The sequence below is a fragment of the Myxococcus guangdongensis genome (assembly GCF_024198255.1).
Classification (GTDB): Bacteria; Myxococcota; Myxococcia; order Myxococcales; family Myxococcaceae; genus Myxococcus; species Myxococcus guangdongensis.
On sequence record NZ_JAJVKW010000008.1, the window covers coordinates 182,385 to 208,459 of the forward strand.

The 26,075-nt window shown below is 70.4% G+C and carries 22 protein-coding genes; 14 read left to right on the forward strand and 8 right to left on the reverse strand.

Annotated features, from left to right (window positions below):
• Position 1: 1 nt before the first annotated feature.
• The 4 genes from LXT21_RS24685 to LXT21_RS24700 form a co-directional block, all read right to left on the reverse strand.
• On the reverse strand, positions 2-529 hold the full coding sequence (locus tag LXT21_RS24685) for an FHA domain-containing protein (protein WP_254040633.1): 528 nt from the start codon (positions 527-529) through the stop codon (positions 2-4).
• Positions 530-577: 48 nt separating this feature from the next.
• Positions 578-1,714: a hypothetical protein gene (locus LXT21_RS24690; RefSeq protein ID WP_254040634.1), complete on the reverse strand. Its 1,137-nt coding sequence runs from the start codon at positions 1,712-1,714 to the stop codon at positions 578-580.
• Between the two features lie 108 nt (positions 1,715-1,822).
• A complete protein-coding gene (locus LXT21_RS24695; protein WP_254040635.1) occupies positions 1,823-3,376 on the reverse strand; it encodes a GspE/PulE family protein in 1,554 nt (517 codons plus the stop codon).
• A gap of 50 nt (positions 3,377-3,426) precedes the next feature.
• The gene (locus tag LXT21_RS24700) at positions 3,427-4,521 is read right to left on the reverse strand and encodes a hypothetical protein (protein ID WP_254040636.1); all 1,095 of its coding nucleotides are present in this window, start codon (positions 4,519-4,521) and stop codon (positions 3,427-3,429) included.
• A gap of 122 nt (positions 4,522-4,643) precedes the next feature.
• Between LXT21_RS24700 and LXT21_RS24705 the strand changes: the two genes are divergently transcribed.
• The 7 genes from LXT21_RS24705 to LXT21_RS24735 all read left to right on the forward strand — a co-directional run bounded on the left by LXT21_RS24705 (position 4,644) and on the right by LXT21_RS24735 (position 14,421).
• Positions 4,644-4,844: a hypothetical protein gene (locus LXT21_RS24705; protein WP_254040637.1), complete on the forward strand. Its 201-nt coding sequence runs from the start codon at positions 4,644-4,646 to the stop codon at positions 4,842-4,844.
• Positions 4,834-7,815 carry an ATP-binding protein gene (locus LXT21_RS24710; protein WP_254040638.1) on the forward strand — a complete coding sequence of 994 codons (2,982 nt, stop codon included), beginning with the start codon at positions 4,834-4,836 and terminating at the stop codon, positions 7,813-7,815. Before LXT21_RS24705 ends, LXT21_RS24710 begins: the two co-directional genes overlap by 11 nt.
• Positions 7,812-9,170, forward strand: a complete 1,359-nt coding sequence (locus tag LXT21_RS24715) for a sigma-54-dependent transcriptional regulator (protein ID WP_254040639.1) — start codon at positions 7,812-7,814, stop codon at positions 9,168-9,170. Before LXT21_RS24710 ends, LXT21_RS24715 begins: the two co-directional genes overlap by 4 nt.
• 199 nt (positions 9,171-9,369) lie before the next feature.
• Positions 9,370-10,479, forward strand: coding sequence for a porin (locus LXT21_RS24720; RefSeq protein WP_254040640.1), 1,110 nt, complete (start codon positions 9,370-9,372; stop codon positions 10,477-10,479).
• A gap of 26 nt (positions 10,480-10,505) precedes the next feature.
• Positions 10,506-12,470 (forward strand): acetate--CoA ligase, encoded by a 1,965-nt coding sequence (gene acs, locus LXT21_RS24725; RefSeq protein ID WP_254040641.1) that lies wholly within the window; start codon positions 10,506-10,508, stop codon positions 12,468-12,470.
• Positions 12,471-12,497: 27 nt separating this feature from the next.
• Positions 12,498-12,776 carry a DUF485 domain-containing protein gene (locus LXT21_RS24730; protein ID WP_046715732.1) on the forward strand — a complete coding sequence of 93 codons (279 nt, stop codon included), beginning with the start codon at positions 12,498-12,500 and terminating at the stop codon, positions 12,774-12,776.
• 13 nt (positions 12,777-12,789) lie between these two features.
• Complete coding sequence (locus tag LXT21_RS24735) at positions 12,790-14,421, forward strand: sodium:solute symporter family transporter (RefSeq protein ID WP_254040642.1); 1,632 nt, start codon at positions 12,790-12,792, stop codon at positions 14,419-14,421.
• Between the two features lie 95 nt (positions 14,422-14,516).
• Here LXT21_RS24735 and LXT21_RS24740 read toward each other — a convergent pair whose 3' ends face one another.
• Positions 14,517-15,101, reverse strand: a complete 585-nt coding sequence (locus tag LXT21_RS24740) for an RNA polymerase sigma factor (protein ID WP_254040643.1) — start codon at positions 15,099-15,101, stop codon at positions 14,517-14,519.
• 201 nt (positions 15,102-15,302) lie between these two features.
• On the opposite strand from LXT21_RS24740, the gene LXT21_RS24745 reads away from it, so the two are divergent.
• The 4 genes from LXT21_RS24745 (at position 15,303) to LXT21_RS24760 (ending at position 18,601) form a co-directional block, all read left to right on the forward strand.
• A complete protein-coding gene (locus LXT21_RS24745) occupies positions 15,303-15,728 on the forward strand; it encodes a YeeE/YedE family protein (RefSeq protein ID WP_254040644.1) in 426 nt (141 codons plus the stop codon).
• Entirely contained in the window at positions 15,725-16,144 is a 420-nt protein-coding gene (locus LXT21_RS24750; protein WP_254040645.1) for a DUF6691 family protein, read from the forward strand. Before LXT21_RS24745 ends, LXT21_RS24750 begins: the two co-directional genes overlap by 4 nt.
• Positions 16,145-16,330: 186 nt before the next feature.
• Complete coding sequence (locus tag LXT21_RS24755; RefSeq protein WP_254040646.1) at positions 16,331-17,914, forward strand: HsdM family class I SAM-dependent methyltransferase; 1,584 nt, start codon at positions 16,331-16,333, stop codon at positions 17,912-17,914.
• Positions 17,915-18,019: 105 nt separating this feature from the next.
• The gene (locus tag LXT21_RS24760; RefSeq protein WP_254040647.1) at positions 18,020-18,601 is read left to right on the forward strand and encodes a superoxide dismutase family protein; all 582 of its coding nucleotides are present in this window, start codon (positions 18,020-18,022) and stop codon (positions 18,599-18,601) included.
• 72 nt (positions 18,602-18,673) lie between these two features.
• Here LXT21_RS24760 and LXT21_RS24765 read toward each other — a convergent pair whose 3' ends face one another.
• The 3 genes from LXT21_RS24765 to LXT21_RS24775 form a co-directional block, all read right to left on the reverse strand.
• On the reverse strand, positions 18,674-20,266 hold the full coding sequence (locus LXT21_RS24765) for a serine hydrolase (RefSeq protein ID WP_254040648.1): 1,593 nt from the start codon (positions 20,264-20,266) through the stop codon (positions 18,674-18,676).
• Between the two features lie 102 nt (positions 20,267-20,368).
• A complete protein-coding gene (locus tag LXT21_RS24770) occupies positions 20,369-22,648 on the reverse strand; it encodes a glutamine amidotransferase (RefSeq protein WP_254040649.1) in 2,280 nt (759 codons plus the stop codon).
• Between the two features lie 28 nt (positions 22,649-22,676).
• Positions 22,677-23,435 carry a DUF4159 domain-containing protein gene (locus LXT21_RS24775; protein ID WP_254040650.1) on the reverse strand — a complete coding sequence of 253 codons (759 nt, stop codon included), beginning with the start codon at positions 23,433-23,435 and terminating at the stop codon, positions 22,677-22,679.
• A 57-nt stretch (positions 23,436-23,492) separates the two neighbouring features.
• Between LXT21_RS24775 and LXT21_RS24780 the strand changes: the two genes are divergently transcribed.
• The 3 genes from LXT21_RS24780 (at position 23,493) to LXT21_RS24790 (ending at position 26,071) form a co-directional block, all read left to right on the forward strand.
• The gene (locus LXT21_RS24780; protein WP_254040651.1) at positions 23,493-23,756 is read left to right on the forward strand and encodes a DUF2379 family protein; all 264 of its coding nucleotides are present in this window, start codon (positions 23,493-23,495) and stop codon (positions 23,754-23,756) included.
• Positions 23,757-23,827: 71 nt separating this feature from the next.
• On the forward strand, positions 23,828-24,538 hold the full coding sequence (locus LXT21_RS24785) for a hypothetical protein (protein ID WP_254040652.1): 711 nt from the start codon (positions 23,828-23,830) through the stop codon (positions 24,536-24,538).
• Between the two features lie 93 nt (positions 24,539-24,631).
• Positions 24,632-26,071, forward strand: a complete 1,440-nt coding sequence (locus LXT21_RS24790) for a DUF6250 domain-containing protein (RefSeq protein WP_254040653.1) — start codon at positions 24,632-24,634, stop codon at positions 26,069-26,071.
• Positions 26,072-26,075: the final 4 nt, after the last annotated feature.

Consider the following 26,075-nt stretch of genomic DNA (forward strand, 5'->3'; position numbering starts at 1 on the left):
CTCAGGTCCCGACGCGCTTCATCTTCGCGTAGAAGGACGGCGCGAGCAGGTAGGCGAACGTCGCGTCGCCGAACCCCAGCAGGTCTCCGTCCCGCAGGTGCAGCTCGCCTCCGGACTCCACCTCCTTGGCGTTCACGAACGTGCCGTTGCTCGACTTGAGGTCCACCAGCGTGCAGCCCGCGGACGGCCCCCACCAACACAGCTTCGCGTGACGCTTGGACACCGAGGGCTCGTTGACCACCAGGTCGCAGTCCGGCTGTCGCCCCACCGTGAGCACGTCCTGCCCGCCCACCGGCGGCAGCGTGGCCACCGTGAGCGCGTCGAAGTGCAGCCACAGCGCCACCTGCTGTCGCTCCAGGCTGGGGATGTCCCGCGCCATCGTCGTGCGCGCCGCGCCCATCTTCAGCGCCAGCTGCGCCATCACCGGACTGGGCGGCTTCTGCACCAACACGAACGGCCCCACCTGCTTGCAGAAGAAGGCCTCGGTCAGCCGCGAGCTCAACGCGCGCAACTCCTGAACCGTCATCATCGCGACTCCCCCAGCTCTTTCACGCGCGCGATTCTGCGGGCGCCCCCGTCACGCGTCGAGTCTTCTCGTCACCGAATCCTCCCACCCCTCCCCCAACGCCTTGAGCCGCAGGGGCACGTCCAGCCGATGCGCCAGCCAGTGCCCCAGATGCGCCAACGGCCTCCGGTCCACCGTGTCGCGCATCAACTCGAACGAGCCCTCGGCGGAGCGCAGCCACAGCGAGAACACCACGTCCCCACCCTCCTCGGAGTCCTGACGGCGCCGCGTCACCTCGAGCTGTTCCACCGGATAGCGCACCGCGTGAATGCGTCCCAATCCTCGCGACCTGCGGACCAGCTCCCCCGGACGCACCTCCCAGGCATTGACGCCTCGCAGCGTCCACCTCGCGAACCGCAGCATCCACGCCGCCAGCACCGCCAACACCCCCAGCAGCAACAGGGCCACCACACTCGTCCCGTCGAAGAGCTGCCGCCACGCCAGGAGCAACATCGACAGCAGCAACACCATCCCCAACACCCCCTGCACCCAGGCCCAGCGAACCCGAGTCGTCCGCGCAGGCAGGACCCAGACGCCCCCCTCCCCCGGAACCACCTCCCGCCCCATCGGCACGACGTGCTTCAGCGCCGAGACGGGCCCACCCAGCCCCGTCAGCGCGCGCATCCGCGCCCACAACGCGTGATGCTGCTCGGCCGTCCCGCCCTGGGACAGGGCCACCTCTTCCCCCGTGTGCCGCAGCCCCATCACCGCCTGGCCTTCTCGTCGGAGATACACATCCGAGAGCTCGGAGAAGTCGACCCGCGTGGACCGACCCCAGGGACCCACCTTCGAGCGGCGCGTCACCCCTCGCGGGTCGACCGTCACCTCTTCCCGAACGAACATCGCCCACAGCAGGCCCACCTGCGCGACGAGTCCCACCGGAACCCAGACGAACAACCACAGCGCCAGGAACAGCACCGCCAGCACCGCGCCCCAGCTCGACGTGAAGCCTTGCGGCGCGTGGACCGCCAGCGGGACGGAGCGCAGCAGCGCGAACACCAGCCGTCCGAGCGCCGCGCCGGGCACCACCACCCCCGCGAACCACCCCACCGTCCAGAACACCCAGCCGAGCCCCATCATCACCCGTGAGTGGGCGGAGGGCCGGAACCTCGCCCGCCAGACCTCGCCTTCCTGGGTGAGCCACGTCACGCGATGCCTCCTGCTCCTGATGAACCCCGTGTGCCCCCGAACCAAGCGCCGTGAGGCCCGGTGGAAAGCCTGTCACGACGTTGTCACGCCCGCTCCCACAAACCGCCCTCAGGCCTGCTCGTCGGAGTCGTGGCCGTAGCGCTCGTCCCGCGTGGTGAGGATGTGGCGATAGGGCACCACGCGCACCAGCTCCGCCACCGTGGTGATGCCCGCGTCCACCTTGTCCAGCGCGTCCTCCACCAGCGTGCGCAGCCCGTGGGCCCGCGCGTGCCGGCGCAGGTGCACCGTGGGCTCGCCCCGGGCGATGAGGTCCTGCAGGTCCGGGTCCACCACCAGCAGCTCGAAGATGCCCAGCCGGCCCTTGTAGCCCGTGTGGTTGCACGCGGCGCAGCCCTGCCCCATCCGCGTGCGCACGCCGTCCAGCAGGCGGCCCAGCAACTTCGCCTGCTCGTCCGTGGGCCGCGTGTCCACCGTGCACTGCTCACAGATGCGACGCACCAGCCGCTGCGTCAGCACCGCCAGCAGCGAGTCCGCCACGTCCACGTCGTCGAGCCCCAGGCCGCGCAGGCGCGCCACCGCCCCCACCGCGTCCGCGGTGTGCAGCGTGCCCAGCACCACGTGCCCCGTGGCCGCGGCCGTCAGCGCCATGCTGCCCGTCTCCAGATCGCGCACCTCCCCCACCAGCATCACGTTGGGGTCCTGGCGCAGGAGCGCGCGCAGCAACGTCGCGTACGGCATCTGCGGCGTCACCTGCTTCTGGTTCACCTTGGGGACGTAGTACTCGATGGGGTCCTCGGCGGTGACGATCTTGCGCAGCCCGTCGTTCAACTGCGCCAGCGCCGAGTACAACGTCGTGGTCTTCCCGCTGCCCGTGGGCCCGGTGACGAGCACCAGGCCCTCCGGGTTGGCCAACAGTTGCAGGAAGACGGCCTGCATCGCGGGAGACATGCCCAGCTTCGCCACGGGCACCAGCCCCACGCTGGCGTCGAGGATGCGGATGACGATGTCCTCCCCCGCGGGGCTCGGCACCACGCTGACGCGGAAGTCCACCACCTTGCGGCCCTCGGGACGCTCGATGAGCGCGCGCAGCCGACCATCCTGGGGACGCCTGCGCTCCGTGATGTCCAGGCCCGCCAGCACCTTCACCCGACTGACGACGCCCGGCAGCGAGCGAGGGTCGATGTCCGTGTACGACTGGTGGAGGATGCCGTCGATGCGATAGCGCAGGTCCACGTCGTCGAAGTAGCTCTCCACGTGGATGTCGGAGGCCTTCAACTCCACGGCGCTCACGAGCACGTGCTCCACCAGCTCCACCGTGGTGGGCGGGCTCGACATGCGCGTGCCGGGAATCAGCACCACGTCCGCGGTGACACGAGGCCCCGCGCCGAAGCCCACCTCCAGCGCCGACTCGATTTCGTACGGGTTGAGCCGCACCACGCGCAGCGGCCGGCGCAGGAACTCGGTGATGAGCTCCAGCACGGAGGGCTGGTCGGGGTTCGTCATGCCCACCGTCACCGGCGCGCCGTCGGCCTGCGGGTCCACCTTGTCCAGCACCGCGACCTGGTTGCGACGGCAGAAGGACTCAGGGAGCCGTCGGAGCGAGGCGCGGTCCAGGGTGAACTGCGCGAGCTCGGCGAACGGAGCGGGGATGTCCTCGGCCATGTCCTGTCCGGCTTAGCAGTCTCGTCCCGGGGAGCGCCATCATCCCCGCGCTAATCCGGGCGCTGGTGCTCGAACGGGACATCGAGACGCCATGCGAGCCATTCGCCCAGATGCGCCCGGCTCACGCCCCCCACCTTGCCGCCCTCCAACAACATCGCGCCTCGGGACGTGAGCATCCACAGGGAGGTCTCCGTCCACGACCCATCCTCGGAGTCGGTGTACTCCTTCTGCCTCAACTCCAACCCTCGCACCCGATGACGCTCGCGCAGGCGAGGCCCCATGCCATACCAGACCTGGTCGAGCGTGGAGGGCCGCACCTCCCACTCACATCGCGACTGGAACCTGGGCAGCGCGCTCACGCCCACCCAGACCGCCAGGCCCAAGAGCAGCGTCGCGAGCAGGGTGTCGACCACCGTGAACCCATCGAGGCCCTGGCGCCAGGCCGCCATCGCCGCCGAGCCCGCGAGCAGCAGCGCCACCCCACCCCGGACCCACGCGCGTCCCTCCAAATCCCCTCGAGGACTGCGAAGCATCGTGCCACCGCCAGGAAGGTCCACGGCTTCCTTGTCCGCGGGGACACACTTCACCGGCTCACGGGGCCTCGACCCCACGTCCGCGCGCGAGGACAACAGGTTGCACAACTCCGAGTGCTCCGCCGAGGTCCCCAGCGAGGCGATGCGCACCGTGCGCCCCGAGGACAACAACAACTCCACCCCTCCCAGCGGCCTCGGCACGGCCGCCACCTCGGAGAAGGGCTGGTACTTCAGTTCGCTGCCCGGACCGAACCACCGCCGCCACGTCACGCCCGTGGCATCCACGAACACCTGGTCCTCGGCCCAGAGCGAGGGGAAGAGGTAGCGCGCGAAGAGGAAGCCCACCACCGCCCATCCCGACAGGAAGGAGATGAGCGCCAGGGCGCCGGACACGAGCCCCGCCGCCTGGATGTTCCGCATGTCCACGCGCTCGCCCATCGGCGTGGGGTCGAACAGCACCTGGAGCACCTCGATGAGGAACTCCAGCCCCGGCATGAAGATGATGAACCCCACGGCGCACCAGATGAACAGCGTGGCCCCATCCCTGAGCCGGCGCGGGTTGCCCGCCCTCAACCTTATCTGCCAGACGGGCACTGCCCTCGCTTCAGCCATCCTGTGACGCCCCCTCGATGCGCGACGCGCACGCGCTCCCTCCCCAGGCACACGGGCCGCGTGAGGAAAGCGAGTCACCGCATTGTCACCCATCCGCCGTCGCGCTGCTATCGTTGGACTTCATGAAGCGCCCCACGGAGCCAGACGCGCCCGCGATGCCGTCGCTGCTCGTCTTCGCCATCGCGGTGCTGCTCTTCGGCTCGCCGCTCAGGCGTCTGTGGTTGGCGGAGGATGCCCCCGGCTACGCCCCCTTCATCGTGTGGTTGGCCGTCATCGCCCTCGGCGGTTGGGCTGCGTACCGGGGCGGTGGCCATGACGCTTGAGCTGGGCTCGCTCGTCGCCGCGTCCGTCGTCTACCTGCTCGTGCTGTTCCTCGTCGCCTATGCGGCGGAGCGAGGCCTCATCTCCTCGCGCATCACCCAGCACCCGCTGGTGTACGCGCTCGCGCTGGGCGTCTACGCGACGTCCTGGTCCTACTTCGGCAGCGTGGGCTACGCGGCCCGGCACGGCTACCGCTACCTGGGCATCTACCTGGGCGTCACCCTGGCGTGCCTGCTCGTGCCCGTGTTGTGGCGTCCGCTCTTGCGGCTGACACGTGAACTGCAGCTCACGTCGCTCGCGGACCTGCTCGCCTTCCGCTACCCGGGCCAGACGACGGGCACGGCGGTGACGCTGTTCATGCTGGCCGGCAGCCTCCCCTACCTCGCGCTCCAGGTGCGCGCGGTGGTGGAGTCCGCGAAGGTGCTCAGCCCGTCGGCCTCGCCCACGCTCGTCGGCATGGGCTTCTGCGCGGTGCTCGTCGTCTTCTCCGTCCTCTTCGGCGCGCGCCACCTCACCCCGCGCGAGCGACACGAGGGGCTGATGCTGGCCATCGCCTTCGAGTCGGCCGTGAAGGTGGTGGCGCTCGTCGCCGTGGGCGCGTGGGCGGTGTCGCAGGTGTTCGGCGGCGTGGACGGATTGTGGAAGTGGCTGGAGGCGCACCCCGAGGCGGTGGAGCAACTCCAGCGCCCCGCGCGCGAGGCATCGTGGGCGCCCCTGCTGGTGCTCTCGTGCGCGGCGGCGTTCCTCACTCCGCGCAGCTACCACGTTGCCTTCACCGAGGCGCCCGAGAAGGACGCGCTGTCCACCGCGACGTGGGCCTTCCCGCTGGTGTTGCTGGTGATGAACCTGGCCGTCCCCGTCGTGCTGTGGAGTGGCGAGGCGCTGGGGCTGCCCTGGCCCGCGGACTTCCACCTGCTCGCGGTGCCCGCCTCGCGCGGCGCCACGGGACTGGCGCTGGTGGCCTTCCTGGGCGGCGTGTCCGCGTCCAGCGCGATGGTCATCGTCACCACGCTGGCCCTGGCGCCCATGTGCCTGACGCACCTGGTGCTGCCCTTGGGCTACGCGCGTGGACAACCGCACCTGTACGGCTGGCTGCTCTGGGCGCGCCGGCTGCTCATCGCGCTCATCATCCTGGCGGGCTACGGCTTCTACCGCCTGCTCGACACGCGGGGGATGGGGCTGGTGGACCTGGGCCTCGTGTCCTTCGTCGCGGTGGCGCAGTTCGCGCCCGGCGTGCTCGGGCTGCTCTTCTGGAAGCGGGCCACGCGCGCGGGGCTGCTCGCGGGGCTGGGCGCGGGCGCGGCGCTGTGGCTGGTGACATTGGTGGTGCCGCTGTGGGCCTCGCCGGGAGTTGTGGCGTGGACCCACCGCGTCTCGGCGCTGCTCGGCTTCCCCAGCGACGAGCCGTGGGGCTTCTCCACCTTCGCGTCGCTGACGCTCAACACGCTCGCCTTCGTGGGTGTGTCGCTGGCCACCCGGCAATCGCAGGCGGAGACCGAGGCCGCGCGGGCGTGCACGCGTGAAGGCCCCGGGCTCGTCTCCGGCGGCGTGGAGGCCAGCTCACCGCGCGAGTTCCGCGAGCGCCTGGTGCCGCTCCTGGGCGAGGAGGCCGCGTCGGCGGAGGTGGACCGCGCGCTGGAGTCCCTCGACATGTCCCCGAACGAGCGGCGTCCGTCCGAGCTGCGCCGCCTGCGCGATGGCGTGGAGCGCAACCTCTCGGGCCTCCTGGGCCCGGTGCTCGCGAGGCTCACCGTGCAGGAGGCGCTGCGACTGGAGCCCGGCACTCGCGCGGCATTGGCCGAGCAGCTGCGCTTCGTGGAGGAGCGCCTGCGCGACGCACGCGGCATGCAGGGCCCGGTGCGCGCGGTGGAGGCGGTGCGGCGCTATCTCAATCGCATCCTCGAGGACCTGCCCCTGGGCGTGTGCACCGTGGGGCCCGACGGGGAGGTCGTCATCTGGAACGCCGCGCTGGAGCGGCTGGCCGGAGTGCGGGAACACGCCGCGCGAGGCCACCCCCTGGCGGACCTGCCCGCGCCCTGGGGCTCACTCCTGTCCGCCTTCGCGGCCGGCGCGGAGGCCGACACCGAGACGCGCGTCGTCGTGGCCGGCGCCGAGCGCACGCTGCGGCTGCACCGCTCGCGGCTGACACCCGACGAGGAGGGCGGCGGCACCTCCGAGGGTATGGCGCTGCTGGTGGAGGACCTGACGGAGAAGAAGGCCGTGGACGCGAAGCTCGCGCACCAGGACCGGCTGGCCTCGCTCGGCCGCGTGGCGGCGGGCGTGGCGCACGAGATTGGCAATCCCCTGACGGCCATCGCCAGCCTCACGCAGAACCTCAAGTACGAGCTGGACGACGCGGAGGCCGTGAAGGAGCGCACCGCGCTCATCCTCCAGCAGTGCCGACGCATCGACGCCATCGTCCGCGCGCTGGTGGGCTTCAGTCACGCCGGCACCGTGGGTGGCGAGGCCCGGCCCTTCGCGCGCGTGGAGGTGGGGCCGCTCTTGACGGAGGCGCTCCAGCTCGCGCGGATGGCGCGCTCGGCGACGCGCTCCCGAGGGGTGAGCTTCGAGCACCGCGGCGCCGAGGGGCTGGTGGTCCTGGGCGACGCGCAGCGGCTGGAGCAGGTGCTCGTCAACCTGCTCACCAACGCGGTGGATGCCTCGCCCGAAGGTGGGCGCGTGGAGCTGGAGGCGCAGGCCCAGGAGGGCCGTATCCACCTGCGCGTGCTGGACCGGGGACACGGCATCGCCTCGGAGCTCACCCAGCGCGTCTTCGAGCCGTTCTTCACGACGAAGCAGCCGGGCGAGGGCACGGGCCTCGGGCTCGCATTGGTGGCGGGCATCGTCCGTGAGCACGGCGGCACCATCCAGGTGGACAACCGGCCCGGAGGAGGGACTAGCGTGACGGTGAGCCTGCCCGACGCACGAAGCCACACGACCACCGCACGTCCCGTCCCGGGAGCCACCGCATGAGCCGCATCCTGGTCATCGAGGACGAACCCATCATCCGCACGGAGTTGCGCCGGCTGCTCGTGCGCGCCGGGCATGACGTGTCCGAGGCGGGCGCGGTGCAGGAGGCCGCGAGCGATTACGCGCTCGACTCCTTTGATTTGGTGCTGTCGGACCTGCGGCTGCCGGGCGCGCCGGGCACGGACGTCATCGCGCTGTGTCCCGGGGTGCCGGTGCTCATCATGACCAGCTACGCCACCGTGAAGTCCGCGGTGGACGCGATGAAGCTGGGCGCGGTGGACTACATCGCCAAGCCGTTCGACCACGACGAGCTGCTCCTCCAGGTGGAGCGCGTGCTGCGCGAGGGCAAGCTCACGCGCCAGAACGCGGCCCTCAAGCGAGAGGTGGAGCAGTCCTACTCCGTGAGCGGCATGGTGGGCGGCTGCGCGCCGATGCGCGACGTCTTCGAGCGCCTGCGCAAGGTGGCCCCCTCCCCCGCCACCGTGCTGGTGCTGGGCGAGTCCGGCACCGGCAAGGAGCTGGTGGCGCGCGCCCTCCATGCGCAGAGCCCTCGCGCGGACGGGCCCCTCATCTCCGTCAACTGCGCGGCCATCCCCGAGGGCCTGCTGGAGAGCGAGCTGTTCGGCCACGAGAAGGGGGCCTTCACGGGCGCGCTCACCGCGCACGCGGGCCTGGTGGAGGCCGCGCACGGCGGCACCCTCTTCCTGGACGAGGTGGGCGAATTGCCCGCGCCCGCGCAGGCGCGCCTGCTGCGCATGCTCCAGGACGGAGAGGTGCGGCGCGTGGGCTCCACGCGCCCTCGCAAGGTGGACGTGCGCATCGTCGCCGCCACGCACCGCGACTTGCCCCGCCGCGTGCAAGAGGGCGCCTTCCGCCAGGACCTCTACTTCCGGCTGCGCGTGGTGGAGATCCGCCTGCCGCCCCTGCGCGAGCGCGGCGAGGACCTGCCCGTGCTGGCGAAGTACCTCCTGGAGAAGGCCTGCCGGAGAATAGGCCGCCCTCCCGCGACGCTGTCCCCCGAGTCCCTCCAGGCCCTGCTGACACACCCATGGCCCGGCAACGTGCGCGAGCTGGAGAACGCCCTCGAGCGCGCGGTCATCCTCTCCGAGGGGCCCGTCATCACCCCGGACCTGCTCGCGCTGGAGCTGCCCGGTGGCGAGCCGCTCGACGCCGCCGAGCCCGCCGAGTCGGAGCCCGAGGAGACGGGCGGCGGCTCGATGGAGGAGTACTTCCGCCGCTTCGTGCTCGAGAACCAGGAGCACATGGGCGAGACGGAGCTGGCCAAGCGTCTGGGCATCAGCCGCAAGGCCTTGTGGGAGAAGCGCCAGAAGCTCGGCCTCCCCCGCACCCGCGCATGACGCACCGCTGCAATTCCTGACGCACCGTCCTCGACGCGACAAGTCGCTTGTGCACGATTCGTTACGACGCATTGCGCGATTCGTTACCGAGGTAACGCACACGTCACCTTCCGTAACACCCTGACGCGCCGAGCCAACCTGCAACGTCCTGAATCTTCGCGAAGGCGGGGTTGGCCGAAGTGTTGCTCAAGGAGGGCGCATGCCCCACCCCTCCATGCGCTCGTCGCCGCTCCTGGTCGCGCTCGCTGTGGTCCTCCTCCCGCTGGGCTCCGCAATCGCAGGCAAAATCGCCATCAACGACGAAGCGAACCTCAACATCAACCTGCTGCTCCAATCGCAGGCACAGGTCATCAAGGACGGGGCGCCCAGTGGGAGTGTGGGCACGGACTTCTTCCTGCGCCGGGTGCGGCTGCTCGTCTATGGCAACGTGACGAAGCGCCTGTCCTTCTTCATGGAGACGGACCAGCCCAACTTCGGCAAGGACAACAACTACAACGTCGACTTCTTCGTCCAGGACGCGTTCGTGTCCTACGAGTTCGCGGAGAAGATCTGGGTGGACGTGGGCATGCTCATCGCCCCGTTCTCGCGCCACAACCTCCAGGGCGCCATCGCGCTCAACTCGGTGGACTACCACTCGAGCGTCATCCGCTTCACCGCGGGGGTGGGCAAAATCTGGCGCGACATGGGCGTGCAGCTGCGCGGCTTCGCGGGACCGGTGGGCTTCCGCGCCGCCATCATGAACGGCGCCGAAGGCACGAAGCGCGAGGACTTGCCCACCGTCAACCCGGATGACCTGCCACGCGGCGTGGCGATGGTGCGCTGGAACTTCCTCACGCGCGAGGAGGACCTCTTCTTCCAGGGCATCTACTTCACCGACAAGCCGCACCTGTCGGTGGGCGTGGGCGCGGACTACCAGCCCTCCGCCATCGCCACCGCGTCGGGCGTGCACGACTCGTTGGGCATCTCCGCGGACACCTTCCTGGACTGGCCCATGGGCAATGACCAGGAGCTGGTGTTCCAGACGGGCGTGTTCCACTACCGCCAGGGCATGGACAACCCGCAGAGCGGCACGGGCGTCCAGGCGGAGCTGGGCTACCGCATCGCCAAGGTGGAGCCCCTGGTGTCCGTCGAGTACTTCAACTCGCGCGTCACGAACCAGGACTCGCTCATCTTCCGGCCCGGCTTCAACGTCTGGTTCCAGAAGCACACGTTCAACCTGCGGACCGAGGTCGCCATCGCGCGCGTGGGCGACCTGTCCAACGCGGACACCGGCGTCACCGGCACCGCGCAGCTCCAGTTCTTCTACTAACCCCCTGCCCCCGTCGAGGACACCCGATGACTGCCCAGAAGGATTCGTTCGTCGCGCCCAAGGAGCACTTCTCCCGCGACGCGCACGTGAAGAGCATCGACGCGTACCGCGCGCTCCATGAGAAGAGCCTGCGCGAGCCCGAGGCGTTCTGGGGCGAGCAGGCCCAGCGGCTCACCTGGTTCCACCCGCCGGAGGCCATCCGCGAGGTGGACGCGGAGCAGGTGGACTTCTCGTGGTTCAGCGGCGGCAAGCTCAATGTGGCCTACAACTGCGTGGACCGCCACGCGCGCGAGCGCCCCGGCAAGGCCGCCATCATCTGGGCGAAGAACGAGCCGGGTGAGTACGAGACCATCACCTTCCGAGACCTGCAGCACCACGTCGGACGTGTGGCCAACGTGCTCAAGGCGCACGGCGTGAAGAAGGGCGACCGTGTCTGCATCTACCTGCCGATGATTCCGGAGCTGGCGTACACCATGCTCGCGTGCGCGCGCATCGGCGCGGTGCACTCGGTGGTGTTCGCGGGCTTCTCGTCGGAGTCGCTGCGCGAGCGCATCCTCGACTCGGGTGCGCGGGTGCTCGTCACCGCGAACGAGGGGCCGCGCGGGCCCAAGAGCGTGCCCACCAAGGCCATCGCCGACGAGGCGGTGGAGGGGCTCACCCAGGTGTCCTCCGTACTGGTGGTGCGGCGCACCTCGCGCGAGGTGCCCATGGTGGAGGGCCGTGACGCGTGGTTGGACCAGGAGATGTCGCGCCACCGCGGCGTGTGTCCGGCCGAGTGGATGGACGCGGAGGACCCGCTCTTCATCCTCTACACCTCCGGCTCCACCGGGAAGCCCAAGGGCGTGCTGCACACCACGGGCGGCTACCTGGTGTACGCGGCGACGACGCACCACTACGTCTTCGACGTGCGCCCCGACGACGTGCACTTCTGCACCGCGGACCTGGGCTGGGTGACGGGCCACAGCTATCTCTTGTACGGCCCGCTCACCAACGGCACCACCACGGTGCTCTTCGAGTCCACGCCGTCCTACCCGGACTCGGGCCGACTCTGGCAGGTGGTGGACGACGTGAAGGCCACCGTCCTCTACACGGCGCCCACCGCGCTGCGCGCGCTCATCAAGGAGGGCGACGGCTTCGTGAAGAAGTCCTCGCGCAAGTCGTTGCGGTTGCTCGGCAGCGTGGGCGAGCCCATCAACCCGGAGGTGTGGCGCTGGTACCACGACGTGGTGGGCGAGGGCCGCTGCCCCATCATCGACACGTGGTGGCAGACGGAGACGGGCGGCATCCTCATCTCCCCGCTGCCGGGCGCGACGCCGTGCAAGCCGGGAAGCGCCACCCTGCCCTTCTTCGGCGTGGAGCCGGTGCTGCTGGACGACGAGGGCCGCATCATCGAAGGCAACGGCGTCAGCGGCAACCTGTGCCTGGCGCGCTCGTGGCCGGGGCAGGCGCGCACGCTGTATGGCCACCACCAGCGCTTCGTGGAGACGTACTACTCGCGCTTCCCCAACCTGTACTTCACCGGCGACGGCTGCCGGCGCGACGAGGACGGGTACTACTGGATCACGGGCCGCGTGGACGACGTGCTCAACGTGTCCGGCCACCGGCTGGGGACGGCGGAGGTGGAGAGCGCGCTGGTGGCGCACGAGGCCGTGGCCGAGGCCGCCGTGGTGGGTTTCCCGCACGACATCAAGGGCACCGGCGTGTGCGCCTTCGTCACGGTGAAGCCCGACTGGCAGGAGACCTCCAGCGAGCAGATGGTGGGCGCGCTCAAGGAGCAGGTGCGTCACGTCATCGGCCCCATCGCCACGCCGGACCGCGTCGTGGTGGTCAACGGCCTGCCCAAGACGCGCTCGGGCAAGATTCTGCGCCGCATGCTGCGCAAGATTGCGTCCGGCGAGACGGAGAACCTGGGTGACTCCACCACCCTGGCGGACCCGTCCGTGCTGGACGAGCTGCTCACCAAGGCCACGCCCGTGCAGGCCCAGCGCTGATTCCACCCCCAACCAGGAGCTCAAGCGATGTCCTCCCCATCTCAAGAAGAGGCATTGGAAAGACTCGCGGCCGCGCGCTGGCGGGTGGCCGCCGTGCTCACCGTGGCCACGCTGGTGGCCTACTTCGGCTTCATCCTGCTGGTGGCCTTCAACAAGCCGTTGATGGGCCAGCAGCTCGTCCCCGGGTTGTCGGTGGGAATCCTGCTGGGCGCGCTCGTCATCGTGACGGCGTGGGCACTGACGGGCATCTACATGATCTGGGCGAACGGGAAGTACGACCGGGCCCTGCGCGAACTGCGTCGTTGAGAGGAAACCCCGCATGAATCCCCCTTCGGCAACGGGCACGCAGCTGGGCCAGCCCAACTCCACGGCCATCCTCTTCTTCCTGCTCTTCGTGGGCGTCACCCTGGGAATCACGTACTGGGCGGCGCGCAAGACGAAGACGACCTCCGAGTTCTTCGCGGCGGGCGGCGGGGTGAGCGCGCTGCAGAACGGCTTCGCGCTGGCGGGCGACTACATGAGCGCCGCCAGCTTCCTGGGCATCGCGGGTCTGGTCGCGATGTCGGGCTTCGATGGCCTCATCTACTCGGTGGGCTGGTTGGTGGGCTGGCCGGTGGTGACGTTCCTCATCGCCGAGCCCCTGCGGAACCTGGGCAAGTACACCTTCGCGGACGTCGTCGCGTACCGGCTCAAGCAGACACCGGTGCGGCTGGCCGCGGCGCTGGGCACGCTCACCGTGGTGAGCTTCTACCTGATTGCGCAGATGGTGGGCGCCGGCAACCTCATCCACCTGCTCTTCGGACTGTCCTACGAGGTCGCCGTCGTCATCGTCGGCGCGGTGATGATTCTCTACGTGCTCTTCGGCGGCATGATTGCCACCACGTGGGTGCAGATCGTGAAGGCGGTGCTGCTGCTGGCGGGCGCGTCCGCGCTGGCACTGGCGGTGCTCTACAAGTTCGGCTTCAGCCCGCTGGCGCTCTTCAGCGAGGCCACCCGCCAGTACGGCGAGAAGACGCTGGCGCCGGGCGCGCTGGTGAGCAACCCGCTGGAGACGGTGTCGCTGGGCCTGGCGCTGATGTTCGGCACGGCGGGCCTGCCGCACATCCTGATGCGCTTCTACACGGTACCGGACGCGAAGGCTGCGCGCAGCAGCGTGTTCTACGCCACGGGGCTCATCGGGTACTTCTACCTGGTGACGTTCATCCTCGGCTTCGGCGCGTCGGTGCTGGTGGGCCGGCAGGCGATTACGAGCGTGGACAAGGGCGGCAACATGGCGGCGCCCATGCTCGCCGAAGTGGTGGGCGGCACGGGCTTTCTGGGCTTCATCTCCGCGGTGGCCTTCGCCACCATCCTCGCGGTGGTGGCCGGCCTGACGCTGTCCGGCGCGGCGGCGCTGTCGCACGACTTGTGGTCCAGCGTGGTGCGCAAGGGCCAGGCCCCCGAGCACGAGCAGCTCAAGGTGGCGCGGCTGGCGAGCCTCTTCCTGGGCGTGCTCGCCGTCATCCTGGGCGTGGCCTTCAAGGGGCAGAACGTGGCCTTCATGGTGGGGCTCGCGTTCGCGATTGCCGCGAGCGCCAACTTCCCCGCGCTGCTGCTGTCCATGGCGTGGAAGAAGTTCACCACCTATGGCGCGGTGGCCAGCATGTTGACGGGCTCGTTCAGCGCGGTGCTGCTCATCTTCCTGTCGCCCACCGTACAAGTGGACCTGCTCAAGAACACGAGCGCCCTGTTCCCGCTGAAGAATCCAGGCATCATCACCATGCCATTGGCTTTCATCGTGGGGGTGCTCGTGTCGCTGATGTTCCCGGAGCGCGAGTCCAGCGAGCGCTTCGCCGAGGTGAAGCACCGCATGCACATGGGCGCGGGCAAGCCTTCCGGGGCCCCCGTGGCCGCGGCGGCCTCGGTGGAACACACAGGTCCGACACCCACGCCCACGCCCAGCAAGGCGTAACGCCACCGCGATAGCCCTCCTCCGTCACTGCTCCTGGGGAGGAGGGCGGGGGTGGGGCCCGGGCCTCCAAGGGGCCCGGGTTCCGCCCCTCTTACTCAATCCCTGACAGCAGACACCCCGGAGAGCTTCTCCCGCAGGCGCATGCGCGCGCGGTGCAGGCGGCTCTTGTGTGCGCGCACGTCGATGCCCGTCTCGCGCGCGGCCTCCTCCGCGGACAGGCCCTCCACGTCCCTGAGGAGCAGCGCCTGCCGGTCCGACGCGGACAGCGTCCCGAGCGCGTCCCGCATCACCGCGCCCAACTCACGCGCGTGCGCCACGTCATCGAGCGAGGGCTCGGTGGCGGCCACCCGCCGCGCCACGGGGGCGTCGAGCGACACGCGAGCCCCTCCGCGCGCCTGCCTGCGGCGCTCGCGTGAGCAGTGCGAGCGCGCCACCTGGTAGAGCCACGTCGACAATCGAGCCTGCCCCCGGAACGCGTGGAGGCCCCGAAACGCCGTCACCAGGGTCTCCTGGAGCACGTCCCGGGCCTCGGCCTCGGAGCCGCACAGGCGCAGCCCGAAGCGGTACACCGGAGAGGAATACCGGGCGAGCAGCGCCTCCAGCGCCTCCCGGTCCCCCCGGCGCGCCGCCGAGACGAGCACCGCGTCGCTCCGCCCCTTCCCCTCGCGTGTCACCACCACGTGTCCCTCCTCGCTTCCTGGAGCGGCCGGAAGAGCCTGGGCTCCATGCTCCCCTGCTCGAGGACGCATACCGCCTCAACACGGGTCCCTGAATCCTTTTTCCCGTCCCAGTGCTCTCACCTCCTGACCGGGACGTGCCACGCTCGTCGGCTGGTCGCACCCCGCTTTCCTCGACTCTCTTCCTCGTCAGGTGCCGCATCGATGAACACCTTCCTCCTGCCCCTCCTGGGCGGCGTCCTGCTGGGCCTCGGCGCGGCCCTCCTGCTCCTCTTCAACGGCCGCATCGCCGGCATCAGCGGCATCACCGGTGGCCTCTGGACACCCGCGTCGGGTGACACCGGGTGGCGCGTGGCCTTCATCGGCGGGCTGATGCTGGGAGGCGTGGTGCTGGCGGCCGTGCGCCCCTCGGGGCTCGGCGCGCCGGTGCCCACGGGCGTGGGCACCACGCTCGTCGCCGGAGTGTGCGTGGGCTTCGGCACGCGGCTGGGCAGCGGCTGCACCAGCGGCCACGGGGTGTGTGGCCTGGCGCGGGGCTCCAAGCGCTCGCTGGTGGCCACGCTGACGTTCATGGCCGCGGGCGCCGCCACCGTCTTCGTCACCCGGCATCTCTTGGGAGGGCTGTCATGAAGCAGGTCCTCACGGCGGGCGTCGCGGGGCTGCTCTTCGCGCTGGGGCTGGGCATGGGAGGCATGACGGACCCGGCGAAGGTGGTGGGTTTCCTCGATGTGGCGGGCGCTTGGGACCCGAGCCTGGCCTTCGTGATGGCGGGCGCGCTGGGCTCGTACGCGCTGGCGCGCAGGGTCATCCTCCGCAGAGCGGCCCCCGTGCTGGCGGACGCCTTCCCCGGAGCGCCCTCCGCCTCGGTGGATGGACGCTTGGTGGCGGGCGCGGTGCTCTTCGGCGTGGGCTGGGGGTTGTCGGGCTACTGCCCGGGGCCGGCGCTGGTGGTGTTGCCGGTGGGAGGCCTGACGGTGGCGCTCTTCGTGGTGGGAATGGTGGCCGGAATGGGTGTGTTCCGCGCCCTGGTGAAGCAACCTGGGTGAGCAGGCTCATCACACACAACCCTCACAGGTGTACGGTGCGGGCTGAAGTCACGCATTGCGGGGCACCAAATCTCAGACTTCCGGGCATGTGAAGTGATTGGGACATCACATCCGGTCATTTGAGTGCGTTTGCAAAGCTTTGAGTGGATCACCGCGAGGGGCGGGGGTGGCTAGGATGACTCCTCAATGCCACGCGCCGCGAATAGGTTGCTGGACGTCGACGAAGAGAAGCTCGTCCACCAGTTCCCCGGAATCGACCGCAAGGCGGTGGGGGCGTTCTTCACGCCCGCGCCCCTGGTGGAACGCACGCTATCGCTCGCGATGGCGCACCTGGGAGCCGGGCCACTCACGGTGATTGACCCGGCTTGTGGAGCCGGGGCCTTCCTGTCGGCGGCCTCGAAGCTCTGGCCCGGAGCCCGCCTGTGCGGCCTGGAGCTGGACCCGGCCGTGGCCCGGCTGTGTCAGGCCCGCGTCCCCGAGGCCGACGTGAAGGAGGGCGACACGCTGCGAGGCGGGCTGGAGCCCATGCTCGCCGCCACGCCGCCCGAGCACCGCGAGCTGTGGGTGGGCAATCCGCCGTACAACGGCACCTCGCCGGTGCTGAAGGACGCGGGCGCGTACGCGAAGCTGCGCGCGCTGTTGCCGCTGGCGTTGCCGCCGGGGACCAGCCTGCGCGACGACTTCGCCTTCTTCCTGCTCGTCGCCGCGCACCGGCTGTCCACGCGGCCCGGCGTGCTCGCCTTCATCACCCCGGCGAGCCTGCTGGACGCGTTCCTCTACGCGCCCCTGCGCCAGTCGCTCCTGCGCATGCTGACGCTGCGCGAGGTGGTGGACCTGGGGCCGGGTGCCTTCGCTGGCACGCAGGTGCGCACGTGCATCACCGTGTGGTCCTCGCTGCCGGGCCACGTGGACCCGCCGCGCTTCGAGCGCCGGGGGGCGTGGCAGCACTTCACGCCCGAGGCGCCCGAGTGGCGGCTGGCGCCGACGACGCCGGAGGCCAGCGCGCTGGACGCGAGGTGGAGCGCGGAGGGCGAGCCGCTCACCACGCTCGTCCCGGTGAGCCTGCCCGGGGTGAAGACGCGCTTCGACGAGCTGTTGGTGGACGCGGACCCGGAGCGGCTGCTCGCGCGCATCCGCGCCTTCTCGGTGTCCTCGTTGGACGACCTGCCGGACTTCGCGCGGGTGCACGGGCTGTCCGAGGAGCTGTTGCCCAAGCTGCGCGCGCTGAAGGTGGGCCCCGCGCTGGAGGTGGACGCCAAGCACCTGCGGCCCTTCTTCCGGTATGGCGGCGCGCGGCACCGGGGCACCCTGCCCCCGGAGACGCGGGCGTACTGCTACCTGGACCGGCGGCTGATTCCGCGTGGAGACCACCGGCTGCGCGGGCCGTACGACCCGCACGTGGGCGCGGTGAAGCTGCTCTTCAACGTGCGGGAGCTGCCGCTGTCCGCGGCGCTGCTGCAGGAGGAGGGCTGCGTGCACGACCACCGTCACGCGCGCTTCGCGCCGCTGTACGTCCCCAAGCGGCTGCGCGACGAGGGCCTGCGCGTGACGCGCTCGTCCACGTCCGCCGAGGAGCTCGGGCCGCTGGTGCCCAACCTGTCGCCGCGAGGGTTGGAGTGGGCGGAGACGCTGGGAGGCCCCCTGCCCGCCTTCCAGGCCATCGTGCGGTTCCTCAACGGCCCCGAGGTGCAGCGCGTCTGGGCGCCGGCCTTCGGTGCTTCACGCGTGGTGCCAGTGCCGCTGGTAGTGCCGCCCATCGGACAGGAGTGAGGGAGCGGTGGGCGGCCCGCATGGTTTCCCTGCGGGCTGCGCGGACAACCGCTAGTGTCCACCTTCGCTGAGCAGCTTTTCCCCTCTGAAGGAGGACCTCACCTCATGAAGATTCGCGCGCTGCTGACCGCCACCATCCTCACCGCCGCCGCGCCCGCGCTGGCCCAGGCCCCCGCGGCGACGCCCCCCACGCCCGCCCAGGCCGCGCCCGCCGAGGCGCCAGCGAAGAAGGAAGCGCCCAAGGGCGAGACGGCGAAGGCGACGGTGAAGGACGCGCAGGGCAAGGACGTGGGTGAGATCACGTTCGAGCAGGCCAAGCAGGGCGTCGTCATCAAGGGCGCGCTGCACGACCTGCCCCCGGGCCAGCACGCCTTCCACATCCACGAGACGGGCAAGTGCGAGGCGCCGGAGTTCAAGACGGCCGGCGCGCACTTCAACCCGACGAAGAAGGCGCACGGGATGATGGCCCACAAGGGCAAGCACGTGGGTGATTTGCCCAACCTCTACGTGGGCCAGGACGGCAAGGTGCAGTTCGACACGTTCGCCCAGGGCGGGCTGACGGTGAAGTCCCTGTTCGACAAGGACGGCTCGGCCGTCGTCGTCCACGTCAAGGAGGACGACTACGCCACGGACCCGACCGGCGACGCCGGCGGCCGCATCGCGTGCGGCGTGGTGGAGAAGCAGTAGCTGTCCGCGTCATCCGGCGACGCGCCCGTCTGGCACTGCTGGCCAGGCGGGCGAATCCGGAGAAGACCCTCTTCAGTGCACGGGCTTCGCGACGGCGGCGCTGGGCGCCTGCTTCACGGGCGTGAAGCGCAGGTCCTGGAAGTCGAAGCTGAAGTCGGTGAGCGGTGAGACGGGCTGCATGCGCATCTCCCCCACCGCCCCGTCCGGCTTGAGCGAGAAGGACACGAACGCGTCCGCATTGAGCGAGCGGTCCTTCCAGCGCGCGACGAAGGTGTCGTATTGCCAGTGCTCCAGCTCGCCGACGAGGCCCGGCGTCCGGCTGAAGCGCAGCACCAGCTTCTCCGCCTCGCGCGTCAGCGTCACGTCGCCGTACCACGCGTCGCGGAACGTGCCGGCGTAGGCCTCGAGCGGGAGCGACGGCTTGCTCTCCGCGTTGCGACTGCCACGCAGGCCGGCCACCTGGGCCTCCGCCTTGGCGCGCTTCGCGTCGTCATCCGCCTTGAACGCGGCCACCCAGTCCGTCGCGGGCCCGCCCATGAAGGCGTCCAGCACCGTCCACATCGGCGCCTCGATGGCCCCGCGCTCCTCCTGGTTCGTCAGCACCGCGACGCCCAGGTTCAGCTCCGGCACCAGCATCACCCGCGAGTAGTAGCCCGGCAGCGCGCCGCCATGGCCCACCAGCTTGTGGCCCTTGTAGTCGCGCAGCGACCAGCCCAGCGCGTACGCGGCGAAGTTCGCGCGCAGCCCAGCGAGCGGCTTGGAGGGCTCGGTGACGTTCATCACCGTCTGCGCCGCCCACATCTCCTTCGACTGCGCCTCGCTGAACAGCCGCTTCTTGCCCTCCGTCCCCGGAATCACGCCCAGCGCCAGCTGCGTCATCATCCACTTGGACAAGTCATTCACGCTGGAGTTGATGGCCGCCGCGGGCGCGTTGTTCTCGAAGCCCATCGGCGAGATGGCCTTGAGCACGCCGTCCGCCTTCGCGTGCGGCGTGGCCACATTGCTGCTCACGCGCAGGGCCTTGAAGAGCGTGCTGCTGTCGCGCATGCCCACCGGCACGAAGATGCGCTCGCGCACGAAGTCGCGCCAGTGACGGCCGCTCACCTTCTCGATGACCTTGCCCGCCACGAGGTAGAGGATGTTGTCGTACGCGTACTTGCTGCGGAAGCTCGACGCCGGAGGGAGGTGGCGCAGCTTCGAGACAATCTCGTCCTCGGTGAAGGTGGACTGCGGGAAGTACAGCAGGTCTCCCGCGCCCAGCCCCAGGCCGCTGCGGTGCACGAGCAGGTCGCGAATCGTCAGCTCGCGCGTGACGTACGCATCGTGCATCTGGAACGACGGCAGGTGGTCCACCACGCGGTCGTCCCACTGCAGCTTGCCCTCCTCGACGAGCATCGCCAGCGCCACCGCCGTGAAGGCCTTGCTGTTGGAGGCGATGCCGAACAGCGTGTCCGCCGTCACCGGCGTCTTGTCCCCGAGCTTGCGCACGCCATAGCCCTTGGACAGCACCACCTTGCCGTCCTTCACCACGGCCACGGCGATGCCGGGCACGTCGAAGGTCTTCATCGCCTTCTCGAGGGTGGCGTCGAAGTCGGCGGGCAGCGACTGCGCGAAGGCCGGGGACAGCGGCAGGAAAACGAGGAGAAGCGCGAGGACGTGACGCACGAAGGGCTCCAGGCAGGGGCTCGGAGTCCCCTCTCTACCGCACCTGGCGAACGCGCCCCAGTCGCCCCTATTCCGGGTCGGCGGGCGCGCGCCCCTCGCGCCTCAGACGTAACCGAAGCGGCGCCGCGCGAACCACTCCGCGCCGAGCAGCCCGATGAGGGCCACCAGGTAGTACCAGCGGTCCCACAGGGGCTGGTCCTTGGCGCGGCCCACCTCCACCACCGGCGGGTCCAACAGCGGCACATCTGGCAGGCTCTCCTGGGGCAACTTGTACGCCTTGCCACCGGTCACCTGGGCCACCTGCTCCATCAGCTCCCGCCGCACCGACGCGTCCGACAGCTCCGGCCCCACGGCGCGCACCGCCACCGCGTCCTCGCCCTGGCCCAGTTCCGTCTCACCCTTCTTCGCCGTGGCGAGCAGCTTGTACGGCCCCGGCTCCGGCGGCGCGAACTCCAGCCGCACCACGCCGTCCGGCCCCGTCGTCCCCGTCTGCACCGCCACGGGCTTCTGCGCGGCCACGGAGAACAGCTCCACGCGCACCTGCGCGTCCTGCGCCGGCTGGTAGTCCGCGCTGCGCGCCTGCACCACCACCGCCACCGGCCGCCCCGGCTCCACCGAGGGCGGGTCCGCCGTCACCTTCAACGTCGTCAGGTCCGGGTCCCTCACCAGCCAGCGCAGCGCGTTGCCCCAGAAGCGGTCATACGCGCGGCTGGGCGAGCCATCCCGGTGCGCCGCGAAGGCCCAGTACCACGACGCATCCGTGGCCATCACCAGCGCGCGCCCCCGGCCGTAGTCCCACACGGCGACGAGCGGCGCGTTCTTCCCGTCCGAGGTGAGATGCGGATGCTCCAGCAACACGGTGGCGCCCTGCCGCGCGCGCGTCATGTTGATGCCGGGGATGGGAGGAAGCTCGCCCCACGCGGCCTCGGTGCTGGAGGCGCCGGTGCCGATGGCCGTCACCGGGTGGCGCAGGCCCTCCGGCGTCAGGCGCGCGGTGAAGGCGTCCAGGTTGGCGGGGCCCGCGGCGGCCACGGGCAGCGCGTCCATCAGCGTGGGCATGGTGGCGCGGCCCTCGCCCAGCACGCTGTCGCCGCCAATCATCACGAAGGCGCCGCCGTTGTGGATGTAGCGCTCCAGGTTGCGCTCGTACTCGGCGATGGACAGCGAGGGGTCCGAGTGCCCGAAGTTCTGGAAGATGACGACGTCGAAGGTGTCCAGCTTCGTGTCGAAGATCTCTTCCATCGGGAACGGGATGAGCGACAGCTCCCGGTCATTCGACGTCCCCGGGTCGTCCGACAGCGTGCGCAGGATGTAGAACGAGATGAGGTCCACGTTGGCGTCCTGCTTGAGCAGCCCGCGCAGGTAGCGCTCGTCCCACGAGGGGCGGCCCACCACCAGCAGCACGCGCACCCGGTCTCGAATGACCTTCAGCGTGAAGGAGCGGCTGTTGTTGTCCGCCACCGCCTCGTCCGGGAAGGTGGGCACGGACACCGTGTAGACGAAGCGGCCCGTCTGGTCCGGCGTGAAGGTGAAGGACACCGGCTTCACGTCGTCGTTGGTTTCCAGGCGCACCGTCTTGGTGGCCACCGTCTTGCCCTCCTGGCTGAGGACGACGGGGATCTCCTTGCCCCGGAAGCCGCGGCCGTGAATCTCCGCCTCCACCGTGAGCGAGTTGCGCACGAAGGCGAAGTCGTCGACCTTCAGGCCTTCAATCGCCAGGTCCTTGAGCGCCTCCTGGCCCACCGTGAAGGTGGACACCGGCACGCCCAGGTCCGCGAGCGCCGCGCGCGCCCGGCCCACCACGCCCGCCTTCAGCTCCGTGTTGTCCGCGCCGTCGCTGAACAACAACACGCCGGACAGCTTGCGCGAGCCCTGCCCCGCCCCCGCCGACGCGCGCAGCGCGGCCAGGAGGTCCGTGGTGCCCGCCCGGGGAGGCTCCTTGGCGAGCGACGCGGGCGTCACCGGCGCCAGCTCCGGGTCCACACCGTACATCTCCACCGTGAAGCGGTCCTGCAGCGCCGCGAACGCCGGGCCCGCCTTCTCCAGGAACGCGGCCACCTGCGCGTTGCGCGTGGGGCCGCCCGGCTCGGTGGGAAAGCCCATGGACGCCGAGCGGTCCACCAGCACCGCCACCCGGTTCTTCATCCGCGCCACCTGGAGATGCCGGATGCCGGGCTCCAGGAGAAAGAAGAGCGCGGCCACGCCCGCGCCCACGCGCAGGGCCCACAACAGGATGCGACGTCCCCGCGAGGGCTCGCGGCGCACGCCCCAGGCCGCCAGCGCCACGCCCAACAGCAGCCCGAGCGCGAGGAACACCAGCGCCCACGAGGGCAGCGGAGAGAGGCTGACGAGCTTCCAGGCGTTGAAGGTGGGGGAATTCATCCAGGCTCTTGAGGTGAGGCCCTTCGCGTCAGCGCCGCTTGTTGAGGATGAGCTGCAGGTGGACGGCGTCGTCCTTGTAGTCCAGGCAGAGCGCGTACATGCAGACGTTGATGCCCAGGCGCACCGCCAGCTCGCGCTGGGGCTCGCCGCCGGGGCTCACGTCGAACTCGTAGTCGCCCGTCTCGTTGCGGCTCCACGCCCCCGCCACGTCGTTCTGCGAGTACAGCACCGCGGCGCGCTTGCCCAGGTTGGCCGCCAAGAGCTGCGGCTTGTTGAGCAGCCGCCCGGGCGCCGCGTCCAGCATGAAGAAGGACTTGAACACCACGTGCGTGGAGGGCACGTCGGTGAGCGGGCTCTGCGGCAACACCCGCCGCATCTCCCGGCGGAAGCTGGCGTCGAAGCCGTCCCCGTCGCTGCCGTCGTTGGCGTCCGCCAGCATGAAGCCGCCGTACGTCAGGTAGCGGCGAAGGTTGGTCACCTCCGCCTCGCTGAGCGCGGGGAACGCGCCGTCGCCGCCGAAGTACAGGAAGGGGTACTCGAAGAGGTCGGGGCTGCTCAGCGCGAACGGGCGCGCGTCCGGCACCACCTCCACGGAGGTGCGCCGCTGCAGCTCCCAGGCAATGCGACGCAGGCCCGACTGCCGCGCGTCCCAGCGGCCGCCGTGCTTCGCCACCGCGGGGATGAAGCGGTTCTTCTCACCGAAGGCGCGCGCACGCCCAGACAGCAGCGGGACGAGCGCGGTGGTGCCGAGCAGGAGGTTTCGACGGGTCAGGCGCCGCGCGGACATAGAGCGCATCTATATACCGTCGACGGGTGCTCGCATTCCCCGGTATACAGCGGGCCCATGGCGAAAGGCGGACAGACGCCCGAGCCGCCCGGCGCCCCCGAGGTCCGCGCGGCCTGGGCCCTCAAGGAGGCCGGTGACGTCGCCGGGGCCCGTCGCCAGGCCGAGCGTCTGTTGGCGAGCAATCCAGCCCCCCAGGACCGGGCGCAGGCCGAGGAGCTGCTGCGCCGCACGTCCACGCCCCGGGGCCTCTACGGCTTCGCGGTCCTGGGCGCCGCCGTCTTCGTGGCGCTGCTGCTGTTGGCGCTGAAGCGCTACGCTTAAGCTACATCGTCGGCGCCCGCGCCCCTCGGGGGCGGCTCGAGCCGCGCCGCAATGCGAAGGAGTCGGAAGTCATGGAAGGCCTCTTCCAGGCACTCAGGGCCTATCAAGAGTTCAACCCGTCGGGCTGGGTCGCCATCTACCGGCTCCTGCCGATGTGGGCGGGCATCATCTGCTGTGTCGTCGGGGTGACGCTGCTGCTGGTCGGCGGAGGCCCCCGGGTGTTCCGGGTGCTGGCCGGGCCCATCGGCGCGCTGCTCGGCCTGGTGTGGACGGGCGCGGTGGCGGTGAAGCTGGGGCTGCCGGACCTGGACCCCAGGGCGCCGACCATCGCCGCGGGGGGGCTCCTGGTGCTGGGCTTCCTCTTCCCGCCCGCCATCACCTTCGTGGGCCTGGGCGTGCCGCTGGGGCTGGTGGCCGGGCAGATCGCCGGCCCGCAGGACTTCCTGCTCGGCTTCGCGCCGGGGTTCATCATCGGCGGGCTGGTGGGCGCGCTGCTGCACCGGGTGGTCAGCGGAATCGTCGCCTCCGCGGCGGGCGGGTGGGTGCTCGTCATCGGCGCGCTGGCGGCGCTGCACCAGTTCGGCAGCCTGGTGGAGGCGGTGGCGAGCCGCCCCTGGGGCGTCATCATCGCGGCGGGGATGTTCGCCATCGCGGGCTCCGTCTACCAGCTGGCCATGCGCCCCTCTCCCGAGGAGGCCGACAAGCAGCGCGCGGAGAAGGAGCGCGTCAAGCTGCGGCAGGCGGAGCAACGGGCGCTCGAGAAACGTTGGGGGGTCAAGTAGCCGGCCTCCCCCGGTCGTCGGCCGTGCTTTACCTCCACCCGGGTGGCGCGTAGATTCCGCCGCCTTTCCCCCCGGAAAACCCCCAAAGGATTGATGGGCCAGGCCAGGCGCAAGGAGAAGGAGAAGCAGGAGTCCCCCCCGGAGTCATCCCCCGGGCAGGAGCCCCTGGCTCAAGGAGCCTGGGTGAAGCCCGAGGGACTGTCACGCCGGGGTTGGGCCGTGCTCGTCGGCCTCATCCTCGTCATCCAGTTCCCGCTCATCCACTACGCCCTCTTCCGCGGTGACGCGGAGGTGACGGCGACAATCCCCTACACCCAGGACTTCAGCGACCCGGGCGTGGTGAAGCGCGACTTCTTCACCACCGGCGGCTACTGGCGGGTGCTTCAGGGCGAGCTCTTGGCGCCGGGCGTGAAGAACAACCCGCTGTGGCTGCAGGCGCCGCTGCCGGACGACGTGGCGGTGGAGCTGGACGTGCGCTCGGAGATTCCCGAGGGCGACATCCGGGTGGAGCTCTTCGGCAACGGCGTGGACCCGGCTTCCGGCTACGTGCTGATGCAGGGCGGCCAGAACAACTCCGTGTCGGCCATCGCCCGGTTGGACCTGAACGCGCCCACGCTGGACGCGCTCCAGCGCCGCGCGCAGCGCAAGGCGGAGTCGTCGGGTGGCAACGCGGACCTCGCCAGCGTGTTCAAGGACGACACCCGCGTGAAGGTGGAGGCGCGGGGCACGCCGGTGCAGGCGGGCCGCACGTACCACTGGCGCATCGAGCGCCGGGGCACGCTGCTTCGCTGGTCCATCGACGGGGAGCTGTTCCTGGAGCTGGATGACCCGCGTCCGCTCAAGGGCCCGGGGAACGACAGGCTGGGCCTGTCCGGCTTCGAGTCCCAAATATTCTGGGACAACCTGCGCGTGGACACGCCGGACCGGCTGCCCGCCAAGGTCGCGGCCGCGGCGCCGGCCATCCCCCCGGGTCCGTACGCGGACGACTTCGAGCGCGACACGCTCGGCGACGCGTGGAACGTCACCAACCCCGCGGCGACGAAGATCGTCGACGGCGCGCTGGTGGTGGAGCAGCTCCACAACCGTCCGGTGTGGCTCAAGCGGCCCCTGCCGCGCGACGCGGTCATCGAGTTCGACGCGTGGACGGACAGCCCGCAGGGCGACATCAAGGTGGAGGCCTGGGGCGACGGCCGCTCGTTCTACGCCGGGGACTTGCGGCTGCAGTACACCGCCACCGGCTACGTGTTCATCTTCGGCGGCTGGAAGAACACGCAGTCCGCCATCGCGCGCAAGAGCGAGCACACGCCCGACCGCGTCACGCGGGATGGCGCCGCGGTGGTGCCGGGCAAGCGCCACCACTTCAAGCTGACCCGCCGCGGCGACACCCTCGCCTGGGAGCTGGACGGCCAGCCGTTCCTGACCCTCAAAGACGCCACGCCCCTCGAGGGCTCGCGCAACCAGTACTTCGGGTTCTCGGGCTGGCAGACCCGCGTCCACTTCGACAATTTGAAGATTGAGCCGCTCGCCCCCTAGCGGC